The organism is Streptomyces roseifaciens (genome assembly GCF_001445655.1).
GTDB classification, from domain to species: Bacteria; Actinomycetota; Actinomycetes; order Streptomycetales; family Streptomycetaceae; genus Streptomyces; species Streptomyces aureoversilis.
In genome coordinates this window covers 141,325-167,692 of record NZ_LNBE01000008.1, presented here as the reverse complement: position 1 = coordinate 167,692, position 26,368 = coordinate 141,325, and the positions used below count along the sequence as shown (strand labels likewise).

23 protein-coding genes are annotated in these 26,368 nt (G+C 73.0%); 12 read left to right on the top strand and 11 right to left on the bottom strand.

Annotation, left to right across the window (positions count from 1 at the left end):
* Nucleotides 1–16 precede the first annotated feature (16 nt).
* From AS857_RS36495 to AS857_RS36480, 4 genes are all read left to right on the top strand, one after another.
* On the top strand, nucleotides 17–865 hold the full coding sequence (locus AS857_RS36495; protein ID WP_058047771.1) for an oxidoreductase: 849 nt from the start codon (nucleotides 17–19) through the stop codon (nucleotides 863–865).
* Nucleotides 862–2,415, top strand: coding sequence for a CoA transferase (locus AS857_RS36490; protein WP_058047770.1), 1,554 nt, complete (start codon nucleotides 862–864; stop codon nucleotides 2,413–2,415). The genes AS857_RS36495 and AS857_RS36490 overlap by 4 nt, the downstream gene beginning before the upstream one ends.
* Nucleotides 2,412–4,094 (top strand): FAD-binding oxidoreductase, encoded by a 1,683-nt coding sequence (locus AS857_RS36485; protein WP_058047769.1) that lies wholly within the window; start codon nucleotides 2,412–2,414, stop codon nucleotides 4,092–4,094. Before AS857_RS36490 ends, AS857_RS36485 begins: the two co-directional genes overlap by 4 nt.
* A gap of 66 nt (nucleotides 4,095–4,160) precedes the next feature.
* Nucleotides 4,161–5,276, top strand: coding sequence for a prephenate dehydrogenase (locus AS857_RS36480; RefSeq protein ID WP_420824010.1), 1,116 nt, complete (start codon nucleotides 4,161–4,163; stop codon nucleotides 5,274–5,276).
* Nucleotides 5,277–5,349: 73 nt separating this feature from the next.
* On the opposite strand, the gene AS857_RS36475 is transcribed toward AS857_RS36480, so the two are convergent.
* Complete coding sequence (locus tag AS857_RS36475; RefSeq protein ID WP_063804452.1) at nucleotides 5,350–5,952, bottom strand: CGNR zinc finger domain-containing protein; 603 nt, start codon at nucleotides 5,950–5,952, stop codon at nucleotides 5,350–5,352.
* A gap of 69 nt (nucleotides 5,953–6,021) precedes the next feature.
* On the opposite strand from AS857_RS36475, the gene AS857_RS36470 reads away from it, so the two are divergent.
* The 8 genes from AS857_RS36470 (at nucleotide 6,022) to AS857_RS36435 (ending at nucleotide 16,628) form a co-directional block, all read left to right on the top strand.
* A complete protein-coding gene (locus tag AS857_RS36470; protein WP_058047766.1) occupies nucleotides 6,022–7,278 on the top strand; it encodes an MFS transporter in 1,257 nt (418 codons plus the stop codon).
* Nucleotides 7,279–7,331: 53 nt separating this feature from the next.
* Nucleotides 7,332–8,303: a LysR family transcriptional regulator gene (locus AS857_RS36465; RefSeq protein ID WP_058047765.1), complete on the top strand. Its 972-nt coding sequence runs from the start codon at nucleotides 7,332–7,334 to the stop codon at nucleotides 8,301–8,303.
* A gap of 200 nt (nucleotides 8,304–8,503) precedes the next feature.
* Nucleotides 8,504–9,946 carry a GuaB1 family IMP dehydrogenase-related protein gene (locus tag AS857_RS36460; protein ID WP_058047764.1) on the top strand — a complete coding sequence of 481 codons (1,443 nt, stop codon included), beginning with the start codon at nucleotides 8,504–8,506 and terminating at the stop codon, nucleotides 9,944–9,946.
* Nucleotides 9,947–10,328: 382 nt separating this feature from the next.
* Nucleotides 10,329–12,140, top strand: a complete 1,812-nt coding sequence (locus tag AS857_RS36455; RefSeq protein WP_245700790.1) for an amino acid permease — start codon at nucleotides 10,329–10,331, stop codon at nucleotides 12,138–12,140.
* Between the two features lie 157 nt (nucleotides 12,141–12,297).
* Nucleotides 12,298–12,753, top strand: coding sequence for an Lrp/AsnC family transcriptional regulator (locus AS857_RS36450; protein ID WP_030365350.1), 456 nt, complete (start codon nucleotides 12,298–12,300; stop codon nucleotides 12,751–12,753).
* A gap of 94 nt (nucleotides 12,754–12,847) precedes the next feature.
* A complete protein-coding gene (locus tag AS857_RS36445) occupies nucleotides 12,848–13,816 on the top strand; it encodes a LysR family transcriptional regulator (protein ID WP_058047763.1) in 969 nt (322 codons plus the stop codon).
* Nucleotides 13,817–14,056: 240 nt separating this feature from the next.
* Nucleotides 14,057–14,866, top strand: a complete 810-nt coding sequence (locus AS857_RS36440) for a carbon-nitrogen hydrolase family protein (RefSeq protein ID WP_058047762.1) — start codon at nucleotides 14,057–14,059, stop codon at nucleotides 14,864–14,866.
* A 61-nt stretch (nucleotides 14,867–14,927) separates the two neighbouring features.
* Nucleotides 14,928–16,628: a flavin monoamine oxidase family protein gene (locus AS857_RS36435; protein WP_058047761.1), complete on the top strand. Its 1,701-nt coding sequence runs from the start codon at nucleotides 14,928–14,930 to the stop codon at nucleotides 16,626–16,628.
* 48 nt (nucleotides 16,629–16,676) lie between these two features.
* On the opposite strand, the gene AS857_RS36430 is transcribed toward AS857_RS36435, so the two are convergent.
* The 10 genes from AS857_RS36430 to AS857_RS36385 all read right to left on the bottom strand — a co-directional run bounded on the left by AS857_RS36430 (nucleotide 16,677) and on the right by AS857_RS36385 (nucleotide 26,363).
* On the bottom strand, nucleotides 16,677–17,369 hold the full coding sequence (locus AS857_RS36430) for a DUF5995 family protein (RefSeq protein WP_058047798.1): 693 nt from the start codon (nucleotides 17,367–17,369) through the stop codon (nucleotides 16,677–16,679).
* Entirely contained in the window at nucleotides 17,366–18,199 is an 834-nt protein-coding gene (locus AS857_RS36425; protein WP_063804451.1) for a polysaccharide deacetylase family protein, read from the bottom strand. Before AS857_RS36425 ends, AS857_RS36430 begins: the two co-directional genes overlap by 4 nt.
* Nucleotides 18,196–20,616, bottom strand: a complete 2,421-nt coding sequence (locus tag AS857_RS38395) for a tetratricopeptide repeat protein (protein ID WP_245700789.1) — start codon at nucleotides 20,614–20,616, stop codon at nucleotides 18,196–18,198. The genes AS857_RS36425 and AS857_RS38395 overlap by 4 nt, the downstream gene beginning before the upstream one ends.
* Entirely contained in the window at nucleotides 20,613–21,521 is a 909-nt protein-coding gene (locus AS857_RS36415) for a trypsin-like peptidase domain-containing protein (protein ID WP_058047760.1), read from the bottom strand. The genes AS857_RS38395 and AS857_RS36415 overlap by 4 nt, the downstream gene beginning before the upstream one ends.
* 10 nt (nucleotides 21,522–21,531) lie before the next feature.
* Nucleotides 21,532–21,837 carry a CU044_2847 family protein gene (locus AS857_RS36410; protein WP_058047759.1) on the bottom strand — a complete coding sequence of 102 codons (306 nt, stop codon included), beginning with the start codon at nucleotides 21,835–21,837 and terminating at the stop codon, nucleotides 21,532–21,534.
* A 147-nt stretch (nucleotides 21,838–21,984) separates the two neighbouring features.
* Complete coding sequence (locus tag AS857_RS36405) at nucleotides 21,985–23,094, bottom strand: hemolysin family protein (protein WP_058047758.1); 1,110 nt, start codon at nucleotides 23,092–23,094, stop codon at nucleotides 21,985–21,987.
* Nucleotides 23,091–24,422 (bottom strand): hemolysin family protein, encoded by a 1,332-nt coding sequence (locus AS857_RS36400; protein ID WP_058047797.1) that lies wholly within the window; start codon nucleotides 24,420–24,422, stop codon nucleotides 23,091–23,093. Before AS857_RS36400 ends, AS857_RS36405 begins: the two co-directional genes overlap by 4 nt.
* A 235-nt stretch (nucleotides 24,423–24,657) precedes the next feature.
* The gene (locus AS857_RS36395; RefSeq protein WP_058047757.1) at nucleotides 24,658–25,122 is read right to left on the bottom strand and encodes a PH domain-containing protein; all 465 of its coding nucleotides are present in this window, start codon (nucleotides 25,120–25,122) and stop codon (nucleotides 24,658–24,660) included.
* Nucleotides 25,123–25,163: 41 nt separating this feature from the next.
* Nucleotides 25,164–26,012: an ATP phosphoribosyltransferase gene (gene hisG, locus AS857_RS36390; RefSeq protein WP_058047756.1), complete on the bottom strand. Its 849-nt coding sequence runs from the start codon at nucleotides 26,010–26,012 to the stop codon at nucleotides 25,164–25,166.
* Between the two features lie 81 nt (nucleotides 26,013–26,093).
* Nucleotides 26,094–26,363 carry a phosphoribosyl-ATP diphosphatase gene (locus tag AS857_RS36385; protein ID WP_058047755.1) on the bottom strand — a complete coding sequence of 90 codons (270 nt, stop codon included), beginning with the start codon at nucleotides 26,361–26,363 and terminating at the stop codon, nucleotides 26,094–26,096.
* Nucleotides 26,364–26,368 lie beyond the last annotated feature (5 nt).

Below are 26,368 nucleotides of genomic sequence, written 5' to 3'. Positions count from 1 at the left end.
GGAGAAAGCTGATCACATGACGGTGTGGTTCATCACCGGCGCCTCGCGCGGTCTCGGCCTGGAGCTCGTCCGGGCAGCGCTCGCCCACGGCGACCGGGTTGTCGCCGCGGTCCGCGACCCCCGCGCCTTCACGGGCACCGTGCCGGACGCCTCCGGCAACCTCCTCGTCCTGCCGCTCGACGTGACGGACGAGGAGCAGGCCCGTACCGCCGCGGCCCGCGCCACCGAGCACTTCGGCCGGATCGACGTGCTGGTGAACAACGCCGGGTACGGGGTGGTCGGAGCGGTCGAGGAGACCTCGGACGACGAGGTCCGCGCCCTGTTCGAGACCAACGTCTTCGGGCTCCTCAAGGTCACCCGCGCCGTCCTGCCCGTCCTGCGGGCCCAGCGCGCCGGCCACGTCATCAACATCGGCTCCGTCGGCGGCTTCGCCCAGGGCGCGGGCTCGGGGATCTACGGGGCGAGCAAGTTCGCCCTGGAGGGCATCACCGAGGCCCTGCACGCCGAGGTGGCCGCCCTCGGCATCAAGGTCACGGTCGTCGAACCCGGCCAGATCCGCACCGACTTCTTCGACCCGTCGAGCCTGCGCCCCGCGGCGCACACCATCGACGACTACGCGCAGACCGCGGGCGCCCGCCGCACCGACTTCGCCCGGACCAACCACCGGCAGCCCGGCGACCCGGTCAAGGCCGCGCAGGCCGTCGTGGCCCTCGCGCACAGCGCCGAGCCGCCGCTGCGACTGCCGCTGGGCAGCGACAGCGTGGCCCGCATCGAGGCCAAGCTCGCGCACGTCACCGGCGAGCTCGCGGCATGGCGGCACGTCGCCCTGTCCACCGACCACGACACCGCGGAGGCCGGGGCGTGACCGACGACCTCACCGGCAGCGCCACCGGCGATCCCACCGGAAGGACCACCGGCGATCTCACGCAGCGCATCGAGAAGGCCCTCGCCGCGCCCGCGACCGACGACGCCTTCGACGTCCACGCCGCACTGGAGGACGTCCTCGCGGGCGTCGGCATGACGGCCGCCGACACCGGCGGCGCCATCACCTTCGAGGGCGCCGACCCCGTCGTCCCCTCCACGCTGCGCCTGGGCGCGGCCGCCGGCATCGCCCTCGTCGCGAAGTCCGCCGCCGTCGCCAAGCTCTGGCGGCTGCGCGGCGGACCGGGCCAGGACATCTCCATGGACCTGCGGGTGGCGCCGCACCGGCTCTGCCCCTTCTACGACCGCAAGTGGGAGCTGATCAACGGCAGCCCCCTCAGTGAATCCTCCAACCCCAGCAACGCCCTGGGCTGGGCCTTCTACCGCAGCCGCGACGGCCGCTGGATGATGCCCCAGAACATGTACCCCAAGATCAAGGTCGAGGCGCAGCGGTTCCTGGGGGTCCCGGACGACGCCGACGCGGTGGCCGCCGCCATCGCCGCCCGCGACGCCCGCGAGCTGGAGGAGGCCGGCAACGACGCCGGCATCGTCATGGCGATGCTGCGCGAGACCCGTGAGTTCCTGGCCGAGCCGCAGTACCGCGACGTCCTCGCCCACGCCCCGCTCATCGAGATCGAGAAGATCGGCGACAGCGACCCCGAGCCCCTGCCGCCGGGCGCGGCCCAGCCGCTCTCCGGCATCCGCGCCCTCGGCATGGGCCACGTCATCGCCGGCGCGGGGGTCGGCCGGGCCCTCGCCCTGCACGGCGCCGACGTCCTGAACCTCTGGCGGCCGGACGAGCTGGAGCACGAGCGCAGCTATATCAGCGCCAACGTCGGCGTCCGCTCGACCTACCTCGACCCGTACACGGCCGAGGGCTCCGGGCGACTGCGGACCCTCCTGCGCGACGCGGACGTCTTCTACGCCAACCGCCGCCCCGGCTACCTCGAGCGCATCGGCCTGTCCGAGGAGGAGGCCGCGGCGGCGCGCCCCGGCATCGTCCACGCGACGAACTCCCTGGCCGGGCGCACGGGGCCGTGGGCGGGCCGGATCGGCTTCGACCAGACGGCCGGGAGCCTCGTCGGCATCATGACCCTCGAAGGCGACGGGGACCGCCCCCAGCTGCCGCCCGTCCAGGTCGTCAACGACTACATCACCTCCTGGCTCACCACCGTGGGCATCGTCGAGGCGCTCAACCGCCGCGCGCAGGAGGGCGGCAGCTACCGCGTCCACGTCTCGCTCGTCCGGGCCGCCCTGTGGATCCTGAGCATGGGCGTCTTCGACCGGGACTACGCCCATCAGGTCGCCGGGTCGAGCCCCCGCCACCTCTACCTCGACCCCGAGACCTTCACCGCCGACACCGCGCTCGGCGCCTACCAGGGCGTCACGGACCAGGTCCGGATGTCGGCCACGCCCGGAAGCTACCGGCACGTCCTCGTGCCGCGCGGCTCCTCCCGGCCCGAGTGGCTGCCCGGCGAGAGGCGGACCGCATGACCGGCCCGAGCAGAAGGTCCCTCCTGGCGGGGACCGTGGCGGCCGCGGCGGGCACCGCCGGCGTGCTCGCCGCCCGCCCCGCCGCGGCCGCCGCGCCCGCCGGGAGCCCCGCGGGCGGGGCCGGCTTCCCGGCCGTGACGGTCGGCCCCGGCGACCCCCGCTACGGCGACCTCGTCGTGGGCAACAACGCCCGCTGGGTGGGCCGGCCGGAGACGGTGCGGCTCGTCGCCACCACCGAGCACGCCGTCCGCGCCGTGCAGGACGCCGTCGACGGCGGGAAGCGGATCTCCGTGCGCGGCGGCGGGCACTGCTACGCCGACTTCGTCTTCAACCCGCAGGTGCAGACGGTCATCGACATGACGCCGATGAACGCCGTCTCCTACGACGCCGGGCGCAAGGCGTTCTGCGTCGAGGCCGGGGCGACCCTCCTCGACGTCTACGAGGCCCTCTACAAGGGCTGGGGCGTGACCATCCCCGGCGGCCGGTGCCACTCGGTCGGCGTCGGCGGGCACGTCAGCGGCGGCGGCTACGGCATGCTCTCGCGCAAGCACGGGCTCACCGTGGACCACCTGTACGCCGTCGAGGTCGTCGTCGTGGGCGCCGACGGCAGGGCGCGCCCCGTCGTCGCCACGCGCGAGGAGGGCGACCCGCACCGCGACCTGTGGTGGGCCCACACCGGGGCGGGCGGCGGCAACTTCGGCGTCATCACCCGCTACTGGTTCCGCTCGCCCGGCGCCCGGGGCGCCGACCCGGCCGGCCAGCTCATCCGCCCGCCGAAGGAGGTGCTGGTCAGCGCCCTGGCCCTGCCGTGGAGCGCGTTGGACGAGAAGGCCTTCACGGGCCTGGTGCGCGACTACGGCGCCTGGCACGAGAAGAACGCGGGTGCCGATTCCCCCTACGCCTCCCTGTGCAGCTTCCTGACCCTGTGCCACCAGGCCAACGGCACCGTCAGCCTGCTGACCCAGATGGACGCCGGCGTGCCGGACGCCGAGCGGCTGCTGCACGACTACGTCGCCTCGGTCACCGCTTCCCTCGGCAAGGGGGCGGCGCGGCCGATGACGGCCCCGGTGGGGGAGAACCCCCCGATGCCGGATCTCTTCCACCCGCGCCGGCTGCCCTGGCTGACCGCCACGAAGTTCCTCGGCACGAACAACGCGGCGCTCGTCAACCCCACCCTGCGCGGCGCGCACAAGTCCGCGTACATGCGCAAGGGCTTCACCGACGGGCAGATCGCCGCCGTCCACCGGCACCTGACCCGGACAGACCTGCGCAACCCGAGCTCGATGGTCTCGCTGCTGTCCTTCGGCGGGCGGATCAACGCGGCGCGGCCGGGGGACACCGCCTCCGTCCAGCGCGACTCCGTCTTCAAGGCCCTGTTCCAGTCGATGTGGGCGGACCGGGCCGACGACGACGCGAACGTGCGCTGGACCCGCGAGTCCTACGCCGAGGTCTTCGCCGCGACCGGCGGCTACCCCGTCCCGGGCCCGGCCACGGACGGCTGTTACATCAACTACGCGGACACGGACATCACCGACCCCGCGCACAACCGGTCCGGAGTGCCGTGGCAGACGCTCTACTACGGCGCCAACTACCCGCGGCTGCAGCGGATCAAGGCCGCGTACGACCCGGGGAACGTCTTCCGTCACCCGCAGTCCATCGCTCTGCCGGCCACCCCGTAACCCGGGCGCGGCACCGCGCCGGACAGGGCTTCACCGGCTCCATCCGAAAGAGGGCGTGAACGCGTGATTCGCACGATGGCAGTAGTCGGCACCGGACTGATCGGCACGTCCGTGGGGCTCGCGGTGAGCCGCCACGGCGTGACCGTCCACCTCATGGACGAGGACGAGACGGCGGCGAGGACCGCGGCGGCGCTGGGCGCCGGGGTCCTGGCCGCCCCCGCCGGGCCGGTGGACCTGGCGGTGCTCGCGGTGCCGCCCGGCCGGCTCGGCCCGGTCCTCGCCGAGCAGCAGCTGCGCGGCCTCGCCCGCGCCTACACCGACGTCGCGAGCGTGAAGGCCGCGCCGGAGCGGCACGCACTGGCCGGTCTCGCCGACGCCTCCTCCTACGTGGGCGGCCACCCGCTCGCCGGCCGGGAGAAGTCGGGGCCGCTCGCCGCCCGGGCGGACCTCTTCGAGGACCGCTCCTGGGTGCTCACCCCGTCGGAGGCCACCTCGCAGGAGACCCTCAACCGGGCCCTGGAGACGATCGCGCTGTGCGGCGCCGTGCCCGTGCTGATGGGCAGCCAGGCTCACGACAGCGCCGTGGCACTGACCTCGCACGTGCCGCACGTGGTGGCCAGCCTCATGGCCGCGCGCCTGCAGCACGCCCCGCGCGAGGCGGCCCGGCTCGCCGGGCAGGGGCTGCGCGACGTCACCCGCATCGCCGCGGGCGACGCCCGTCTGTGGGGGGACATCCTGCAGTCCAACGCCGCCGCCGTGGCCGGAGTCCTGCGGGAGCTCCAGGCCGACCTCTCCGACCTGCTGGCCGCGCTCAACGAGCTGTCGGCCGCCCCCGCGGGCGACGACTCGCCCGGCCTTGCGCGGTTGGTCGACCTCCTCGATCGCGGCATCGCCGGGATGGGCGCGATCCAGGGGCGCGGCGGTGCACAGGCCGCGGGCCCGGTGCGGCTGCGGGTGGCCCTGGGGGACAGGCCGGGGGAGCTGGCGCGGATGCTCGCCTCGGTGGCCGGTTTCGGCATCGGGGCGGACGACGTGTCGCCGCGCAGCGGCGGTGCTTCCGGGCTGGAGGTGGAGCTGGGCGTGGCGCCGCTCAGGGCGGAGGAAGTGCTGCGCAGGCTCGTACGGGACGGCTTCGAGGCGGCCCGGGCCGACCGGCGGGTCCTGGCCGGCGCCATGCCGTAAGCCACCCCACCGACACCGAGCGGGGGCGGACCGGGTTCATCCGGTCCGCCCCCGCTCTTTCGTGGGGGAGAGGTCAGTGCGCCCGGGCGGCCCTGCGGTGCTGTGCCGCCTTCGCCCGGTTTCCGCAGATGGCCATCGAGCACCAGCGGCGCCGCTTGCCCACCGACTTGTCGACGAAGCGGCCGCTGCAGTTGTGCCCGTCGCAGATGCGCAGCCGCGTGCGCGTGTCCCCGCTGCCGAGCAGCGTTGCCGCGTCGACGGCGATCCGGCACAGCGCGCGGCGGGCGTCGGACGGCGCGGTGTCCGTACGGAAGACGGCGGCGCCGTCCTGCACGTCGAGGCGCGAGGGGTGCTCGCCGAGGCGCGCCAGCCACACGTTGATCGTGCCGGCCGCGGCCTCGGGGAACGGCTCGCCCGCGACGCTCGCCCGGTACCCGGCGTCGATGGCCTCGCGCAGCTCCCTCGCCTCCCGCAGCAGTGCGTCGTCCACGGCGACGTCCTGCGGGGTGACGCCCGCCTCGGCGAACCACTCGGCGAGGTCGCCGGGGCCCACCAGCAGCTCGCGGCCGCCTTTGAAGCGGTCCCGGAGGGTGTTGACGAAGTCGACGCTCAGCCGCCCGCCGTACCAGACCCAGCGCTCCGGCACTTGGCGATCTTGCACCTGTTCCACAGCCATAACCCCATGATAGGTTACCCGGACCGAGTAACCGTACTACCGGTTAGCAACCGGGAGAGAGGTTGTGCGATGTCCCAGCAGGCAGCGGCGGAAGCGCCGAAGGGCGGGTGGGCGGGCGCGGCGAAGGTCTGGCTCCTGGCCCTCGGCATGTTCGCGATCGGCACGGACCTGTTCATCGTGTCCGGGCTGCTGCCGGCGCTCGGCGACGAGCTGGACCTGTCGACGGCCGCGGCCGGCCAGACGGTGACCGTCTTCGCCATCACCTACGCCGTCGCCGCGCCGATCCTGGCCAGCGTCACCTCCCGCCTCGACCGGCGCACGCTGCTGCTGGCCGTGCTCATCGTCTTCGCCGTGGGCAACGCCCTCTCGGCGTTCGCCCCGAACTACGCCGTGCTGCTCCTCAGCCGCGTCGTCGCCGGTGCCTCCGCCGCGCTCTACGCCTCCACCGCCTCCGCCGTCGCCGCCCGCATCACCGCGCCCGAGCGGCGCGGACGCGCCCTCGCGATCGTCTACGCGGGCATGACCAGCGCCATCGCCCTGGGCGTCCCGATCGGCAACGCCATCGGCGAACTCTCCTCGTGGCGCTGGGCGTTCGGCTTCGTCGCCCTGCTCGCCCTCGTCACGGCGCTCGGCGCCGCGGCCGGCATCCCGTCGGTGGAGGGCAACGCGGGCCTGGGCGTCCGCGAGCGCCTGGGCGCCGTGCGCATCAAGCGCGCCCCCACCGCCATGCTGACCACCACGCTGTGGGTCGTCGGCACCTTCGTCGTCTACACCTACCTCGGCACCGTGCTGGAGAAGGTCAGCGGCGCCGCCGACGCGGACCGGACCTGGCTGCTCCTGCTGTTCGGCATCGGCAGCTTCGCCGGCGTCATGGGCGGTGGCCGGCTCGCCGACCGCGTCGACTCCACCCGCGGCCTCGCCGCCACCGTCGCCCTGCTCGCCGCCGTCCTCGCGGCGCTCACCCTCGCCCTGCACTCCGTGGTCGGCGCCGCGGTGGGCCTCACCGTGTGGGGCCTGGTGCACTGGGCGAGCTTCCCGCTCATCCAGCACCGCCTGCTGGCCATCGGCGGCAAGAACGGGGACATGCTCCTGGCGCTGAACAACAGCGCCGTCTACATCGGGCAGACCGCGGCGGCCGTGGTCGGCGGGCTCTTCGCCGACGCCGGCCACCTGCGCCAACTGCCGCTGGCCGGCGCGGGCTTCGAGGTGCTCGCCCTCGTCGTCCTCGCGATCGGCGCGCGGGCCGCCCGCCCGGCGGCGAGCGCCGCCGCCGCGGTGACGGCGGCGCCGCAGACGTCCGCCGGAGCGGTGGACAGCCGCCCCTGACGACCGGGGCCAACTCATCGGCACACAGCACCACAAAGGGGGATCCGGGCCACATGATGAACCTGCGACGCCTGAAATACTTCGTCGTGCTCGCCAAAGAGCTCCACTTCGGGCGGGCCGCCGAATCGCTGGGGATCACGCAGTCGGCACTGTCGCAACAGGTCAAGGCCCTGGAGAAGGACGTAGGAGTCGACCTCATCACCGGCCGCGGGGCCAAGGGCGCCGAGCTGACCGAGGCCGGCCGGGAGCTGGTGGAGGGCGCGGACCGGATCCTCTCCCTCTGCGACGACCTCACCGCCCGCCTGCAGGAGGTCGCGACCGGCCGGGCCGGCACGATCGGCCTGGCCTACAGCCTCTCCGGCGCGTCCCTCGGGCAGCAGGACATCGTCGAGGAGTTCCGCAAGCGCTTCCCGGCCGTCCGGGTGGAGACCGACTCCGGCTGCTCGGCCCGCAACATCGAGATGCTGCGCGACGGCCAGGTCGACGTCGCCTTCATCCGGCAGGAGGCCCGCTGCCCCGAGGTGGACTCCTTCGTCCTCGCCGAGGAGGAGCTGGTGGCCGTCTTCCCCTCGGGCCACCGCCTCTCCTCCTCCCTGCGCATCACGCGCGAGCAGCTGCAGGAGGAGCCGCTCGTGATGTGGCCCAGGAAGCTCGCACCGGAGCTGTACGACCGCATCGTCGGCCAGGTGTGGGGCGAGGTCTCCCCGCGCATCGTCCAGGAGGAGCCCGACTACGAGAGCGTGTGCGCCTTCGTCGAGCGGGGCACGGCCGTGGCCGTCATGGACCGGCGGGTGGCCGAGCGGTTCGTCCGGCACGGCATGGCCGTACGGCGCTTCACCGCGCCCGTCCCGGTGACGAAGATCGCCGTGGCCTGGCGCAGGGCCACCCGGTCGCTGGTGGTGGACAACTTCCTGTCGGTCGCCCGCTCCAACAGCCACCAGCTGGTCGGCAGCCACCGCACGCCGCGCGGCGTGCAGTACACGGACCTCGCCGGAGTGGAGATCTCCAGCACCGCCACCGCGTAAAAACGGGCAAGCCGGGCGGCTCGGGCGAAGCCACAGGGCGCGCCCGGGCCGCTTGGCCGAAGTCACAGAATGCGACGCCAGTTCGCCACGGCGACCGGAAATCGTGGATGATGGGTCCAGGAACCTCAGCCCGATCCGGTGTCGGCCCGGTCTGACTCCCCACCCGCTCTGTACGTAAAACCGCAGGTGAGAGAGCCAGTATGCGTTTCCTTAATGACCAGAAGCCGCCGTACGACCTCACGTACGACGATGTGTTCATGGTGCCGAGCCGCTCCGCGGTCGGCTCCCGCCAGGCCGTGGACCTCTCCGCGCCGGACGGGACCGGCACCACCATCCCCCTCGTCGTCGCGAACATGACCGCGATCGCCGGCCGCCGCATGGCGGAGACCGTCGCCCGCCGCGGCGGCCTGGTCGTCATCCCGCAGGACATCCCGATCGAGGTCGTCACCGACGTCATCTCCTGGGTCAAGAGCCGCCACCACGTGCTCGACACCCCGATCGTCCTCAGCCCCTCCCAGACCGTCGCCGACGCGCTGTCGCTGCTGCCCAAGCGCGCGCACGGCGCCGGCGTCGTCGTCGACGCGGACCACCGCCCCGTCGGCGTCGTCACCGAGCACGACCTGACCGGCGTGGACCGCTTCACGCAGCTGTCCGAGGTCATGTCCAAGGAGCTGCTCCTCCTCGACGCGGACATCGACCCGCGCGAGGCCTTCAACCAGCTCGACGCCGCGCACCGCAAGCTCGCCCCCGCGGTCGACAAGGACGGCCGCCTCGCGGGCATCCTGACCCGCCGCGGCGCCCTGCGCGCGACCCTCTACACCCCCGCCACCGACGCCGAGGGCAAGCTGCGCATCGCCGCCGCCGTCGGCATCAACGGCGACTTCGTGGGCAAGGCCAAGCTGCTGCTCGAGGCGGGCGTGGACACGCTCGTCATCGACACCGCGCACGGCCACCAGGAGTCGATGATCTCCGCGATCAAGGCCGTCCGGGCGCTCGACCCGCAGGTCCCGATCGTCGCGGGCAACATCGTCGCCGCCGACGGCGTGCGCGACCTCATCGAGGCCGGCGCGGACATCATCAAGGTCGGTGTGGGCCCGGGCGCCATGTGCACCACCCGCATGATGACCGGCGTGGGCCGCCCGCAGTTCTCCGCCGTCCTGGAGTGCGCCGCCGAGGCGAAGAAGTACGGCAAGCACGTGTGGGCCGACGGCGGCGTCCGTCACCCGCGCGACGTCGCCATGGCCCTGGCCGCGGGCGCGTCCAACGTGATGATCGGCTCCTGGTTCGCGGGCACCTACGAGTCCCCGGGCGACCTCCAGCAGACCGCCGACGGGCGCTTCTACAAGGAGTCCTTCGGCATGGCCTCGGCCCGCGCGGTCCAGAACCGCACCTCCGAGGAGTCCGCGTACGACCGGGCCCGCAAGGGTCTGTTCGAGGAGGGCATCTCCACCTCGCGCATGTTCCTCGACCCCACCCGCCCGGGCGTGGAGGACCTGATCGACTCGATCATCGCGGGTGTCCGCTCCTCCTGCACCTACGCGGGCGCCGGCTCCCTGGCCGAGTTCGCCGAGCGTGCCGTCGTCGGCGTCCAGAGCGCCGCCGGCTACGCCGAGGGCAAGCCGCTGCACGCCAGCTGGCAGTAATCCCCGCACAGCCCTGAGGAAGGGGCGCGGTCCGATCCGGACTGCGCCCCTTCTTTGCGTTTTCCGGGGAAGTGTTCCGGTTCGCCGGGTCGCGCCCCTTTTTTGCTCCCCATGTACCGATTCATAACGTGACGTGCAACGATCACCTGTTCTGGCCACCCGGACGCAATGATCAGCCGGGCATACGCAAGAATGGTGCATTACGAGCGCGGGCCCTGACCTCGTAGGGTCTGCGCAGAACGTGGAGTGGCGGGTACCGCTTGCTCGGCGGTACCCCTCGCTACGGGATTGCTCTGCCATGTCGGCGCGCCCCGGGAACCGCCGCGGAACCCCTGCTTCCGGACCGGTACCCCCGACCGGCAGTCATGAACGGAGCAACCCCGTGTTGGACCAAGGCACTGCGCCACCTGCCACCGGCGGCAAGCAGCTTCCCCCGCTGCAGTCCACCGGCTTCGGCGCCCGCCTGATGCGCCGCAAGCCCGTCGAGCGTCTGGTCGCCGAGGGCGGCCAGGGCGAGGGCGGCAGCCTGCGTCGCTCGCTCGGCATGTGGCAGCTGACCATGATCAGCATCGGTGCCACGCTCGGCACCGGCATCTTCGTCGTGCTCGGCGAGGCCGTGCCCGACGCCGGCCCGGCCGTCGTGATCTCCTTCGTGCTCGCCGGCATCACCGCGCTGTTCTCGGCCCTGTCCTACGCCGAGCTCGCCGGCACCATCCCGGTCTCCGGCTCCTCGTACTCGTACGCCTACGCCACCCTCGGCGAGATCATCGCCTGGGTCTGCGGCTGGTGCCTGATCCTGGAGTACGGCGTCTCCGTGGCGGCCGTGGCCGTCGGCTGGGGCCAGTACCTCAACGAGCTCCTCGAGGGCACCATCGGCGTCACCATCCCGGCCGCCCTGGCCAACCCGCCCGGCGCCGACGGCGGCATCTTCAACCTGCCCGCCCTGCTCGTCGTGCTGCTGTGCATGGCCTTCCTGATCGGTGGCGCCAAGGAGAGCGCCCGCGCCAACACGATCATGGTCGGCGTGAAGATCGTGGCCCTGCTGCTCTTCTGCGCCGTCGCCTTCATGGGCATCCGCGCCGGCAACTACGCGCCGTTCATGCCGCTCGGCCTCGGCGGCGTCAGCGCCGCGGGCGCCACGCTGTTCTTCTCCTACATCGGCTTCGACGCCGCCTCCACCGCCGGTGAGGAGGCCAAGAACCCCAAGAAGGACCTGCCCAAGGCGATCATGCTGTCGCTGCTGATCGTCACGGTGCTGTACGTGCTGGTCGCGGCCGTCGCGGTCGGCGCCATGCCGTGGGGCGACTTCGAGGGCTCCGAGGCCGCGCTCGCCGGGATCATGAAGGACGTCACCGGCCAGAGCTTCTGGGCCGTGCTGCTCGCCGCCGGTGCCGTCATCGCCATCGCGAGCGTCGTGCTGACCGTCCTGTACGGCCAGACCCGCATCCTCTTCGCGATGTCCCGCGACGGTCTGGTCCCCAAGGCCTTCGCCAAGGTCAACCGCAAGGGCGTGCCGATGGCGAACACCGTGATCGTCTCGCTGTTCTGCGGCATCCTGGCCGCCGCGGTCCCGCTCGGCCAGCTCGCCGACGCCACCAGCATCGGCACGCTCTTCGCCTTCGCCCTGGTGAACGTCGCCGTCATCGTGCTGCGCTTCACCCGCCCCGACATGCACCGCAGCTTCCAGGTGCCGCTCTCGGGCGTGCGCATCGCGATCGGCTCGGCGAGGATTCCGCTCGGCCTGCTCTTCCCGGTGCTGGGCTTCGCCATGTGCATCTACATGATGCTCAGCCTGGACGCCATCACCTGGCAGGTCTTCGGCGGCTGGATGCTCGTCGGTCTGCTGATCTACTTCGCCTACGGCATGCGCAGGTCGCGCCTGTCGGTCGACAGGGCGGCCGGGGCCGTCCTGACGAAGGAGCCGGTGGCCGCCAAGGCGGAGGCGAAGGCCGGTGCGAAGCCCGCGGCGAAGTCCGTGGCCAAGGCCGGGGCGAAGCCGGCGACGAAGCCCGCGGCGAAGTCCGGGGCGAAGACCGGGGCCACGACGGCCAAGAAGGCCGCCTCTCCGGCCCAGCAGGCGGCGAAGGCCGGGAACGCCGGCAACGCGGCCGGGTCCGGGGCCACGTCCTCCGCGAAGGCCGCCGGCAAGAGCCGGCCGAAGCCGCGGAAGAAGGCGCGCGGCAAGAAGAAGTGATCTTCTCCGTGTCACTCCCGTGATCCCGCCCGCCGGGTCCGCCGTCCGCGGACCCGGCGGGCGGACCGGGAACACGTGTCGGGATCACGGCCGGGTACGTGATCTACTGCTGGTAGTAGCAGTAGCTGGTCACCCGTAGAAATGTGATTCACCCGCCGTGCGATTGAATGAGCTCGACGAACGCATCGTGCATGCCCTGGCCGAGGACGCCAGGCGCTCCTACGCCGACATCGGCGCAGAGGTCGGTCTGTCGGCACCCGCCGTGAAACGGCGCGTGGACAGGCTCCGCGCCGAAGGCGCCATCACCGGATTCACCGTCCGTGTGGACCCGGCGGCCCTCGGCTGGGAGACCGAGGGGTTCATCGAGATCTACTGCCGCCGCAACACCTCGCCCGAGGCCATCCACCGCGGCCTCTCGCGCTACCCCGAGGTGGCGTCCGCCTCCACCGTCACCGGCGAGGCCGACGCCCTCGTGCAGGTCTTCGCCTCCGACATGCGCCACTTCGAGCGCGTGCTGGAGCGCATCGCGGGGGAGCCCTTCGTCGAGCGCACCAAGTCCGTGCTCGTGCTCTCCCCGCTGCTGCGCCGCTTCAGCTCCGGTGCCCCCTCCTGAGCCCCGTCGCAACCGCCACCGTACGGGCGTGCCCAGGCGCCAGGACCACCCTCACTTGCTTTCACGTGCAAAGTGCGCGCGCCATACTTGCGCCATGCGCAAAGAAGCGGCTGAGAGGCCCGTCCCCGCCTCGCCGACCGACCAGCTGGCCAGAATCGACCTGAACCTGCTCGTCGCCCTCGACGCCCTCCTCGCCGAGGAGAGCGTCACGGCCGCCGCCGAGCGCCTGTGCCTGTCCGGCCCCGCCATGAGCCGCACCCTCGGCCGCATCCGGCGCGCCCTCGGCGACCCCGTGCTCGTCCGCGCCGGCCGCCAGATGGTCCCCACCCCGCGCGCCCTTGCCATGCGGGCCGACGTGCGCCGCGTCCTCGCCGACGCCCGCTCCCTCTTCGCCCCCGCCGCGCCCGCCGACCCGGCCGTCCTGGAGCGGGCCTTCACCCTCAGCGCCCACGACAGCGCCGTGCTGGCCTTCGGCGCCGCCCTCCTCGGCCGCGCCGCCCGGGAGGCCCCGGGCGTCACCCTCCGCTTCCTCGCCGAGGACGCCGCCGGCGTCCCCTCCCTCCGCGACGGCCCCCTCGACCTCGAGATCGGCGTCATCGACCGCAACGAACCCGAGATCCGCGTCGAACCCCTCACGACGGACCGCATGGTCGGCGTCGCCCGGCCCGGCCACCCCCTCCTCGACGGGCCCGTCACCCTGCGCCGCTACGCCGCCGCGAGCCACCTCCTCGACTCCCGGCGCGGCCGCCTCTCCGGGCCCGTCGACGAGGCCCTCGCCGCGCACGGCCTGCGGCGGCGCGTCGCCGGCACCGTCCCCACGCTCGCCTCGGCCCTCTTCGTCGTCGCCGGCAGCGACGCCGTCGGCCTCGTCCCGGAACGGGTCGGCCGCCCGGCCGCGGACGCGCTCGGCCTCGTGACCTTCGACATCCCCCTGGACCTCCCGCCCCTCGCCGTCTCCATGGCCTGGCACCCCCGCCACGAGGCCGACACCGGCCACCGCTGGCTCCGCGACATCGTCCGCGACACGGTCCGCGCGGTGGCGCCGGCCCACCCGGAGAGCTGAGCCCCCGGGGCCGGTCCGGCAGTGCCGGACCGACCCCGGGGCGTGACCCCGCGAGCCCCGGCAAGGCCCCGCGCAACGAATCGCGCCGAAACGGCAGAAAGGCGCAACGAATCGTCCACCTCCACGCAACGGACGCGCCTTGTCCGGTCAGGACGGCGGACCGTACCGTCAAGGCGTCTTAACGCGACGCCCCCGCAGGGGCTCCGCACGCCCCCTCCGGACCAGGTGAAGTGAGGCCGCATGACGCCGCCGCGTATCGCGCTGTACCAGGGCCCCGCCGGCGTTCCCTCCTCCACCTCGGACAGCCTCGCCGCCCTCGACGGCGCCGCCCGCCGGGCCGCCGCCGCGGGAGCACGGATCCTGCTCACCAACGAGCTGTTCCTCACCGGCTACGCCCTCGGGGACGCGGTCCGGGAGCGCGCCGAGGCGGTCGACGGCCCCGGCGCCCGCGCGGTCGCCCGCATCGCCGCCGAGCACGGCCTGGCCGTCGGCTACGGCTACCCCGAGCGCGACGACGCCGACGGCGGAACGGTCTACAACGCCCTGCAGCTCATCGGCCCCGACGGCGCCCGCCTGGCCAACTACCGCAAGACCCACCTCTTCGGCGCGTACGAGACGGCCCACTTCCGGCCCGGCTCCGAGGCCGTCGTGCAGGCCGACTTCGCGGGCCTCCGCCTCGGCCTGCTGATCTGCTACGACGTCGAGTTCCCCGAGCCGGTGCGGGCCCACGCACTGGCCGGCACCGAGCTGCTGCTCGCGCCCACCGCGCTGATGCGCCCGTACGAGATCGTCCCGCGGACGATCGTCCCGGCCCGCGCCTGGGAGAGCCAGCTCTACATCGCCTACGCCAACCGCTGCGGCGACGAGGGCGACTTCACCTTCGCCGGCCTCAGCTGCCTCGCCGCCCCCGACGGGACCGTACGGGCGCGGGCGGGCAGCGGCGAGGACCTGATCGTCGCCGACGTCGACCCGGCGCTGCTGAAAGCCTCCCGCGCCGAGAACACCTACCTGGGCGACCGGCGTCCGGAGCTGTACGCCTCACTCGTCTGACCCCACCGCCTCCGGGCCCCTCAGAGCCGCAACCCCCACTTTTCGCAGGAGAGTTCAGCCGATGACGTCCATGGTGCCCACCGCCGCCCACGACGAGCCGTCGGAGCCGGCCCTGCCCCCGATCACCATGGTCGGCCCGGACTTCCCCTTCCCGTACGACGACTTCCTCGCCCACCCGGCGGGCCTCGGGCAGATACCGGCGACCGAGCACGGCACCGAGGTCGCCGTCATCGGCGGCGGCCTGTCGGGCATCATCTCCGCCTACGAGCTGATGAAGATGGGCCTCAAGCCCGTCGTCTACGAGGCCGACAAGATCGGCGGCCGGCTGCGCACCGTCGGCTTCGAGGGCTGCGACCCCTCGCTGACCGCCGAGATGGGCGCGATGCGCTTCCCCCCGAGCTCCACCGCGCTGCAGTACTACATCGACCTGGTGGGCCTGGAGACCAAGCCCTTCCCCAACCCGCTGGCGCCCGACACCCCGTCGACCGTCGTGGACCTCAAGGGCGAGTCGCACTACGCGCACACCATCGACGACCTGCCGCCGGTCTACCGCGAGGTCGCCGAGGCGTGGAACGCCTGCCTGGAGGAGGGCGCGGACTTCTCCGACATGAACCGCGCCCTGCGCGAGCGCGACGTGCCGCGCATCCGGGAGATCTGGGCGAAGCTGGTCGAGAAGCTCGACAACCAGACCTTCTACGGCTTCCTGTGCGAGTCGGAGGCGTTCAAGTCCTTCCGGCACCGTGAGATCTTCGGCCAGGTCGGCTTCGGCACCGGCGGCTGGGACACGGACTTCCCCAACTCCATCCTGGAGATCCTGCGGGTCGTCTACACCGAGGCCGACGACCACCACCGCGGCATCGTCGGCGGCAGCCAGCAGCTCCCGATGCGCCTGTGGGAGCGCGAGCCGGAGAAGCTCGTCCACTGGGCCCCGGGCACCTCGCTGTCCTCGCTGCACGGCGGCGACCCGCGTCCGGCCGTGACCCGTCTGCACCGCACCGCGGGCAACGGCATCACCGTCACCGACGCCTCCGGCGACATCCGCACGTACAAGGCGGCGGTCTTCACCGCCCAGTCGTGGATGCTGCTGTCGAAGATCGCCTGCGACGACTCGCTGTTCCCCATCGACCACTGGACGGCGATGGAGCGCACCCACTACATGGAGTCCTCCAAGCTGTTCGTGCCGGTGGACCGGCCGTTCTGGCTGGACAAGGACGAGGAGACCGGGCGGGACGTCATGTCGATGACGCTCACCGACCGGATGACGCGCGGTACCTACCTGCTGGACGACGGGCCCGACAAGCCGGCCGTCATCTGCCTCTCGTACACCTGGTGCGACGACAGCCTCAAGTGGCTGCCGCTGTCGGCGAACGAGCGCCTGGAGGTCATGCTCAAGTCGCTCGGCGAGATCTACCCCAAGGTCGACATCCGGAAGCACATCATCGGCAACCCGGTCACCGTCTCCTGGGAGAACGAGCCCTACTTCATGGGCGCGTTCAAGGCGAACCTGCCGGGCCACTACCGCTACCAGCGGCGCCTGTTCACCCACTTCATGCAGGACCGCCTGCCCGAGGACAAGCGCGGGCTCTTCCTCGCGGGCGACGACATCTCCTGGACCGCCGGCTGGGCGGAGGGCGCCGTGCAGACCGCGCTCAACGCGGTGTGGGGCATCATGCACCAGTTCGGCGGAGGGACCGACCCGTCCAACCCGGGCCCGGGCGACCGCTACGACGAGCTCGCGCCGGTCGAGCTGCCCGAGGACTGACCCGGGCTCCCTGACCGAGGCCCCCCGAGCCCCCCAGCTCGGGGGGCCTCACCCCAAGGGCGTGAGCAGGCAGCGCCCCACCAGCCCGACGCTGGAGTCGATCCGGCCGGTCAGCTCCTCGGCCACGTCGGGCAGGCCGCGCACCGCCCACAGCGCGCGGAAGGACGCCCACGCACCGCGCCGTGCCGCCTGCAGGGACCACGAACCCACCAGGTGCGTCAGCGGATCGGCGACGTCCAGCAGATCCGGCCCGGGCATGAGCTCCTCGCGGATCCGCTCCTCCATGGCGACCAGCAGCCCGCCCACCCGCTCGAAGTCGGCCTCCATCAGGTGGGGTCTGCCGCGCAGCGCGCGGCAGGTGTCGACGAGGGCCAGCGCGAGGTCGTGCCCGATGTGGGCGTTGATCCCCGCCAGCGCGAACTGCAGGGGCCGGACGGCCGGATGGCCCCGCAGCTGGAACAGCGGCCGCCAGCACGCCGGCGGCTCCCGGCCCGCCGCCGTGTGGTCGACGGCGGCCAGGTAGCGCGCCGCGAACCGGACGGCGAGCTCGGTGGCCGCGGCCCCGTCCGTGAACCCTCCGGCCCCCGCCTGCTCGGCGACCCGCTCCGTGACCTTCAGGTACACGCGGTTGAAGACGTGCACCCCGTCCCGCGGCGGCAGGGCCCCGTCCAGCATCCGCATCTGCGCCAGTACGTCCTCGATGCCGGCGGGTGCCGCGGGCTTCGCCCAAGTCAGCGTCATGCACACAGAGTGACATGTGAATACGCAGAGTAGGGGTTCGTGCGCGGTAGTTGACCGGAACGGATGAACCGGCAGGACCTTCCGGCATATGCGCGCAGGTCCGCGAAGCCGTACCCCCGCGCCCGCACGCCCGCGACGATCCGCGGCAGCGCCAGGGCGTCGAGCACGGGCCCGCCGTCGTCGCTGCCGACGTGCATCTGGATCACGGCCCCCGGCGTCAGCGCGTCCAGGGCGCGGCCGACGGCCTGGTCGACGGTCATGCCCTGGGAAGCGCCGAGGTAACCCTTCGTGTCGGCCGTGAATTCGAGGTCCGCGAAGCCCAGCGAGTTGACCAGTGCGACCTTGTCCGCGGGCGCCTCGCTGTATGGGAAGCGGAAGAACGGCAGGGGTTCCACCCTCCCGGCCCGCCGGATCGCCCGGTCCGCGCGCAGCACCTCCTCCTGCGCCTCCCTGGCGCCGATGCGGTCGAAATACGGGTGGCTGTACGAGTGGTTGCCCAGCCCGAACCCGTGCTCCGCCATGGCCCGCACGGCGCCGGGGTGCCGGTCGGCGAAGTCCCCCGTGGGGAAGAACGCCGCGGGCACGCCCAGCCGCGTGAGCGTGCCGAGCACGTCCGCGATCCCGGCCTCGTCCCACGCCGCGTTGAACGTCAGCGCGACGACGGGACGGGTGGTCGGCAGGCGCCTGACGTCCGAGCCGTAGAGGTCCGAGACGGGGGAGGGAGGTGTGGCGCGGGACGGGGGAGAGGCGAGGACGAGCACGGAGGCGAGGGCCAGGAGCAGCGTGACGACCAGCGTCCTGGGCGGAACGGATGCGGTGAGAGGTCTCATGCCCCCTCAACGCCGGGCGGGCGGGCGGCGGCACGCGCAGCTGTCACGCGGCGGTAGAGCACGACGGCCTCGGCCGTACGACCGAGCTGTTCGAGGCAGTGCGCTTCGTCGTTGACGCTCGCGAGGGTGTCGCTGTGCGAGGGCCCGAGCACGCGCTCCCGGTCCCGCGCCACATGCCGGTACGCCACGAGCGCTTCCTCCCAGCGGCCCAGCCACCCCAGGGCGACGGCCACTTCGCGGCGGCTGACGAACGCATCGGGGTGCTCGGGACCGAGCACGTGTTCCCGGAGCTCGCAGACCAGCCGGGCCTCCGCCAGGGCCTCCTCCCAGCGGCCGAGCCGGCCGAGGTTGACGCCCCGCCCGTGCCGGGCCCGCAGGGTCTCCGGAGCATCCGGGCCCTCGATGCGCTCACGGTCCGCGACGAGCGCGTCGTACACCTGAAGGGCCTCCGCGCTGTGCCCCAGGCGCCCGAGGCAGATGCCCGTCTCGTAGCGGGCGGCGAGCGTGTCGGGGTGGTCGGGCCCCAGAACCCGGCTCCGGGCTTCGGCCACATTGCGGTACGCCGTGAGGGCCTGCTCCCACCGCCCGAGCTGGCCGAGCGCGTAGGCGACCTCGTACTGCGTGGTCAGGGTGTCGGGGTGCTCGGCGCCCAGCGCGGGGGCCCGGTCGGCCGCCACCTCGCACAGCATGGGGTACGCCTCCTCCCAGCGCCCCAGCCGCCCGAGGCTGAACGCGAGATTGTGCCGGCAGAGCAGCGTGCCCGGGTGCTCCGGGCCCATCGTGCGTTCCCGGGCGCCCAGGACCTCGGAATACATCTGGAAGGCCTCGAAGTGCCGCCCCAGCCGGCCCAGGACGTACGCCATCTCCTGGCGTGCCGCGAGCGTGTCCGGGTGCTCGGGGCCGAGCACCCGGGCGCGGGCACCGGCGAGCTGCCCGAAGAACCCCAGCGCATCGGCGTGCCGGCCCAGCCTGGACAGGGCCAAGGCGACCTCGTACTGACTCGCCAGGGTTTCGGGGTGCTCCTGCCCCAGCAGCCGCTCGCGGGTCGCCGCAACCCGCCGGTGGGCGCCGAGCGCCTGGCTCCAGTTCCCCTGCCGGCTGTGGGAGAGCGCGAGTTCGTGACTCTCCTGCAGGAGACCGAGTAACTCCAGCGAGGCGGAGGCGGGATGCGGCAGCGGGCCGGACTTCAGCACCCGGGAGGCGACGTCCGGCGACACGAGCTCCTCACGGGGATGCCACTCGTCGCCGACGGCCGTGCGCACCAGCGTGAGCCGGCTTCCGTAGCCGATCGTCATCCCGTCCATGCCCTGCATCCGGCGGCACGCCTTCAGGGTCCCCTTCAGCAGCAGCGCCATGGGGTGCTCCGCCCCGAAGCCGGCCGTGGCGATGCGGTCGGCCTCGTCGAGGGCCTCCTCGGCGTACTCCATGCGACCGGGCGACTCCATGGCCCGCGCGAGGTCGAGTTCGGCGCACGCGTGGTTCGTCAGCGCGGTGATGGTGAGGGGGTGACGGTCGCCGAAGCAGTCCGAGGCCTGTTCCGCCGCCTCCTCCAGCGCCCGTACGGCGCGCTGCAGCCGCGGCAGATCCTCCGTCCGCCGCACGGTCTCGTACTCCGCGCAGGCCAGGTCGGCCACGGCGGTCACGGTCTGCGGGTGACGGGCGCCCAGCTCGGCGGCCGCCCGGGCCGCGACGGTGGCCAGTACGTCGGTGACCTGCACCATGCGCTCGTGGGCGCGCAGCGACCGCGCCCATTCGAACTCCACCGCCGCCCGGAAGGCGAGCGCCGAGATGTCCGCGGACTGCTGCGGCTCCGGCGCGGCCGGCGCCCGCCGGTCGGCTTCGCGCACGTCGGCGGCCACCTCGCTGAGCTGTACGGGGTCGTTGCTCCAGCGCGCGAGGGCCAGGTCGACCGAGGAGAGAAGGAGGCGCACTTGACGCTCCTCGCCCCCGTCGAGCGCGAGGCGCGCGAGCCCCACCACGAGCTCGGCCTTCTCGAAGTTGCCGGCGCGCGCGTGGACGGCGGCCAGGTTGGCGAACGTCTCGGCCCGTACGTGCTGTTCGGCGTCGTCGTGCTCCCGCGCGGCTTCCAGCGTGCGGCGTGCCTCTTCCAGCTCTCCGAGGTCGACCATCCTCGCCGCCAGCTTGTTCAGCGCCGCGGCTTTGGCGGAGCTGTCGAGGGCGGGGGAGTCCGGCACGGCGAGGGACCCGGAGCGCAGGATCACCAGAGCCGTCTTGCACCGGCCCAGCGCATGCAGGAGCGTCGCCAGGTAGCAGACGTCCTCGACGGCGCCGGGGCGCCCCGCCGCAACGGCGCGGCGCACGGCCCCGGCGGTCACGGTGAGCGCCGCCCCTGCCGCGCCCCCACCGGTCACCGCCTCCTCCGCCCGCCCGATGGCTTCCCGCAGTTCATCCGTCACGACGCCTCACCCCCCAGCGCCAGGTCGACGACGTTCTTGGCGATGTGCACCTGCAGCCCGGCCACCTGCCCCGGGTCGATGAGGCCCCGTTCCGACCACTCCTTGAGCGCGCTCAGCAGCGCCTCGCCCTTGGCGACCGCCATGTCGACGGAGACGGGAGCGGGCTCCGCTCCGGGAGGGCCGTTCACCGGGACCGGCACCGCGACCGGCGGAGGAACCACGGCCCCTCTTGTAGCGGACTGTTCCTCGTGCCGCTCCACCGGTTCCGCCACGCTCGCGGGCGGCTCCAGCACCCGCAGCAGGTGGTCCGTCCGGAAGTGGGGGAAGCGGCTCATCACCTCCCGGAGCGGCACGGCGAACAGCACGTTCGCCGCACGGTCGGGTGCCTGCCGGTCCGGATACTGCTCGATCAGGACGCCCAGCAGGGCCGCCCCCCGCTCCGCCGTCGTCACGCGCTCGACGGGCCCGCCGGAGTAGCCCGAGTAGTCGCCCAGGGCCTGTTCCGCCACGAGTTGCATGGCCTGGATGCGCCCTCCGCCCACGCACGTGTAGTCGACGGCGTCCGCGTCGACGTGGCCGCCCAGGTGGGGATCGCCGAGGGTCGGCCGGTGCAGGCCGCGCCAGCGGTCGCCGCGGCGGGGGAGGTCCCCGACGGGCAGGGTCAGCGGCACCAGTTCCGGTTCGAGGACCTCGATCAGGGCGAGGTCGGCCTCTTCGATGCGCCGGCAGACGCGCCCGCCGACCGCGGTGCCGTCGCCGAGGTGCACGCTGACGTGCTCCTCGTCACCGGCCAGGTACCGCAGGCAATGGTCCGCGGTCAGGACGAAGCACCGCGTGAGCAGGAACCCCGCGCCCAGGGGCCTGTCCGCCTGGTAGAGGTCGACCGCGTAGCCGGATCCGGGCACCGCGGGCCCCTCAGGCGCGTTCCACCGTCAGCGTGACTTCGAAGGACGCCTCCGCGGACGCCTTCGAGAGGATCACCCCGGCTTCGGCCGCGAGCGTCACCCCGAAGGTGACCTGCAGGCTGCCGACGCGCCAGCCGTCGCGCTCCGGGATGCGGGCGAGGGCGTCCTGCGCGATCGAGGACGCGGAGGTGATGGCCTGCTCCAGTTCCTCGGAGCGCTCCTCCAGGGAGGCGGTGCGGCGGGACCGGTTGCTGATCTGCCGGGACCCTTGCGCGTCCAGTTCCACCGTCTCCACGCGGACCAGCGGTACGGACATGGCAGGCTCCCCCGATTGCTCCATGAGCTTCACCGGCCGTGACGCGGCGGCTCGTTCAGCCTAGCCACGCGGGCCACTCGCGGCAGGGGAATCGGGGGAGTTCCCGTCGGGGAGGACGGACGGGCCGCCCTCCCCGACGGGCCGCTCCTATCCCGCCAGTACGCCGCTGCGCTCCCGGGGCTTGCGCGGCACCCGCGGGTCGGCGACCCGGACGGCCGCCGCCGGGGCCTCCCGGTGGGAGGGGTCGCGGACCTCGCCCACGAGCTTCTCCAGGACGTCCTCCAGGGCCACCAGGCCCAGCACCCGCCCCGATGCGTCCGTGACCGCAGCCAGGTGGGCCGCGGCCCTGCGCATCACCGTCAGGGCGTCGTCCAGGGGCAGTTCGGCCCGGATGGTCTCCACGCGCCGCCACACGTGCTGCGGCACCGCGCGCTCCCGGTCCTCCAGGTCCAGGACGTCCTTGACGTGGAGGTAGCCCATGACGGCGCCGCCGGGGGCGCACACGGGGAAGCGGGAGTAGCCGGTCCGCACCGTCAGTTCCTCGATGCCGCGCGGGGTGACGGACGGGTCGACCGTGACCAGGGCGGCGGGGTCGAGGAGCACGTCGGTCACCGGGCGGCTGCCCAGCCCCAGGGCGTCCTCCAGGCGCTCCTGCTCGGCGGGTTCCAGCAGCCCGGCCTGGCGGGAGTCCTCGACCAGGTGGGTGAGCTGCTCGCTGGTGAACACGGCCTCCACCTCGTCCTTGGGCTCGACGCGGAAGAGCCGCAGCACGCCGTGGGCGCACGCGCCCAGCAGGCGGGTGACCGGCCGGCAGACCCGTGCGAAGGCCACCAGCCCCGGGCCCAGCCACAGCGCCGCCCGGTCGGGCGCCGACATGGCCAGGTTCTTCGGCACCATCTCGCCGATCACCAGGTGCAGGAAGACCACCACGGCCAGCGCGATGACGTAGCCCAGCGGGTGGATCAGCCCGGCGGGCACCCGGGCCGCCTCGAAGACGGGCTCCAGGAGCGCGGCCACCGTCGGCTCGGCGACCGCGCCGAGCGTCAGCGAGCAGACGGTGATGCCGAACTGGGCGGCGGCCATCATCTGCGGCAGGCTCTCCAGGCCGGTCAGGACCGTACGGGCCCGTGCCGACCCCTCCGCGGCCTTCGGCTCGATCTGGCTGCGGCGCACGGACACGAGCGCGAACTCGGCGCCCACGAAGAAGCCGTTGGCGAGCACCAGCAGCCCGGCGAAGAGGAGTTGCAGCACGCTCATCGCGCCTCCCCCCTGCCGGTGGCGGTGCGGGCGAACCGGACCCGTTCGGCCCGGTGGTGGGCGACCAGGCGCACCGAGATCCGCCAGCCGGGCAGTTCGGCGGTGTCGCCGGCCGCGGGGATGCGGCCCAGCAGCCCGGCGACGAGCCCGGCGACGGTCTCGTACGGGCCGTCGGGCGGCTCCAGGCCCATGCGGCGCAGGGCGTCGACGCGGCAGCCGCCGTCGGCCTCCCACCCGGTGCGGCCGTCCTCGCAGGCCACGGGGGCCAGTTCGGGCCGGTGGGCGTCCTCGGCGTCGTGCTCGTCGCGCACTTCGCCGACGAGCTCCTCGACGATGTCCTCCAGGGTCACCACGCCCGCCGTACCGCCGTACTCGTCGACGACGACGGCTATCGGCTGCCCGCTGCGCAGCTGCTCCAGCAGTGGCTGCACGGGCAGCGTGCCCGGTACGAGCATCGGGGGGACGGCGATGCGCCCGACGGGGGTGCGCAGCCGCTCGTCCGCGGGGACGGCCAGGGCGGCCTTGAGGTGGACCATGCCGGTGATGTCGTCCAGACGCTCCCGGTAGACGGGGAAGCGCGACAGGCCCGTGGCACGGGTGAGGTTGAGGACGTCCTCGGCGGTCGCCGAGGACTGCAGGGCGCTGACCTTCACGCGGGGCGTCATCACGTGCTGGGCGGTGAGGTCGCCGAGCGAGAGGGTGCGCACGAAGAGGTCGGCGGTGTCCTGCTCCAGGGCGCCGGCGCGGGCCGAGTGCCGGGCCAGGGAGACGAGTTCGCCCGGGGTGCGGGCGGAGGCCAGCTCCTCGGCGGGCTCTACGCCCAGGGCCCGTACGAGCCGGTTGGCGACCGCGTTCAGCAGGGTGATCACGGGCCGGAAGAAGTGGGCGAAGGCGTGCTGCGGGCCGGCGACGAACCGCGCGACCTGAAGGGGCCGGGAGACCGCCCAGTTCTTGGGCACGAGTTCGCCGATGACCATCTGCACGGCCGAGGCCACCAGCATGCCGGTGACGACGGCCACACCGGGCGCGGCTCCGGCGGGCAGGCCGGTGGCGGAGAGCGGCCCGGTGAGCAGGTGGCCCAGGGCGGGCTCGGCCAGCATGCCGACGACCAACGAGGTGATGGTGATGCCGAGTTGGGTCCCGGAGAGCTGGAAGGAGAGCTCGCGCAGGGAGGCGACGACGGTGCGGGCCCGGCGGTCACCGCCGGCCGCGGCCCGTTCGGCCTCCGGCTTCTCCACGGTCACCAGGCCGAACTCGGCGGCGACGAAGAAGCCGTTCGCCAGGATGAGGAGGAGTGCTGCCGCGAGCAGCAGCAGGGACACGGTGATACTCATGCCGCCGCCTCCGTGGGGTGGGCGGCGGCGCGGGTACTACAGGACGATCCGTCCATTGCCGGAGGGAGTCACTCCTCGGGTCGCAGGTGCCCCGCGGGCCGCGCTGTTCCACGGCCGTTTCCTCGTGCGGGGCGGGGCAGGTGTGTGCCCGTGGCACCAGAGTAATCAAGGAACCGCGGTCACAGGCGGGCCGCCCCGCACGGGGAACGCTCGGGAAACCGGACGTGGATCAGGTGGCGGAGTGCCCCGTGCCGTGCTCCTCCACCAGGGCGCGCAGGGCCCGGGCGTTGGCGACGGCCTGCTCCTTGGCGATGCCGGGCTGGATGCCCATGGCCGCCAGGCTCGTGCCGTCGGCCAGGTCCAGATGGACCCAGGCGTCACCCGGGCGCAGGGTGACCCGGACGATCTGGGCCCACGCCAGCTGCCGCTTCGTGGTCAGGTTGACCACGGTGACACCGTCGTGGGTGGCGACCACCTTGGGGCGGCTGAGCAGCCCGAGGAAGGCGAAGACGAGCAGGCCGGTGCCGATGAAGGAGGCCCGGTCCCCGGCCGTGGCCGTGTCGAGCAGGAAGGACACCGCCGTGAGGACGGCGAGCAGGGCCGTGCCCAGGCTCATCAGCACGATCCGGGTGCGGGTCGGGCGGAAGGTGACCGGGAGCCCGGGCAGGCCGGACGGGGATGCGGGCGTGGACACGTCGCTGGTGCTCTCGCTGGGTGGGGAGGGGGCCGGGCCGGTCAGAGGCGGCAGGCGTGGATGTTGGTGGTGAGGATGGCGCGGGCGCCCAGCTCGTACAGCTCGTCCATGATGCTCTGGGCATCGCTGGAGGGGACCATCGAGCGGACCGCGACCCAGCCCTCGTGGTGCAGCGGGGAGACGGTCGGCGACTCCAGGCCGGGGGTGAGGGCGACGGCGCGCTCGACGTGCTCCACCCGGATGTCGTAGTCCATCATCACGTACCGGCGGGCGACCAGGACGCCCTGCATGCGGCGGAGGAACTGCTGCACCTTGGGGTCGTCGGCCGGTGCGCCGGAGCGGCGGATGACGACGGCCTCGGACTTCAGGATCGGCTCGCCGATGATCTCCAGGCCGGCGTTGCGCAGGGTGGTGCCGGTCTCCACCACGTCCGCGATGATCTCGGCGACGCCGAGCTGGATGGCGGTCTCGACCGCGCCGTCGAGGTGGACGACGGCGGCGTCCACGCCGTTGTCGGCGAGGTGCTTGGTGACCAGGCCGGAGAAGGACGTGGCGACGGTCATGCCGCCGAACTCGCTGACGTCCTTGGCCGTGCCCGGCCGGGTGGCGTAGCGGAACGTGGACCCGGCGAAGCCGAGCTGCATGATCTCCTCGGCCTGCGAGCCGGAGTCCAGCAGCAGGTCGCGGCCGGTGATGCCGATGTCGAGCTTGCCGGAGCCCACGTAGACCGCGATGTCGCGCGGGCGCAGGAAGAAGAACTCGACGTCGTTGGCCGAGTCGACGAGGACGAGCTCCCTGCGGTCCTTGCGCTGGCGGTAGCCGGCCTCATGGAGCATCGCCGACGCAGGCTCGGAGAGAGAACCCTTGTTGGGAACGGCGATGCGCAGCATGAGGTCGGTTTCCTTCGTGCGTGGGGATGTGCGGAATGTGGGCAGGAACTGCGGTGGCACCGGGGGCCGGTGCCGGCGGGGTCAGAGGTGGGAGTAGACGTCGTCCAGGGAGATCCCGCGGGCGACCATCATCACCTGAACGTGGTACAGCAGCTGGGAGATCTCCTCGGCGGTGGCGTCGGCGCCCTCGTACTCGGCGGCCATCCACACCTCGGCGGCCTCCTCGACCACCTTCTTGCCGATGGCATGGACGCCCTTGCCCACCAGCTCGGCGGTGCGGGAGGTGGCGGGGTCGCCGTCGGCCTTCTGCTGGAGCTCTGCGAACAGCTCCTCGAACGTCTTCTTGGACATGGTGC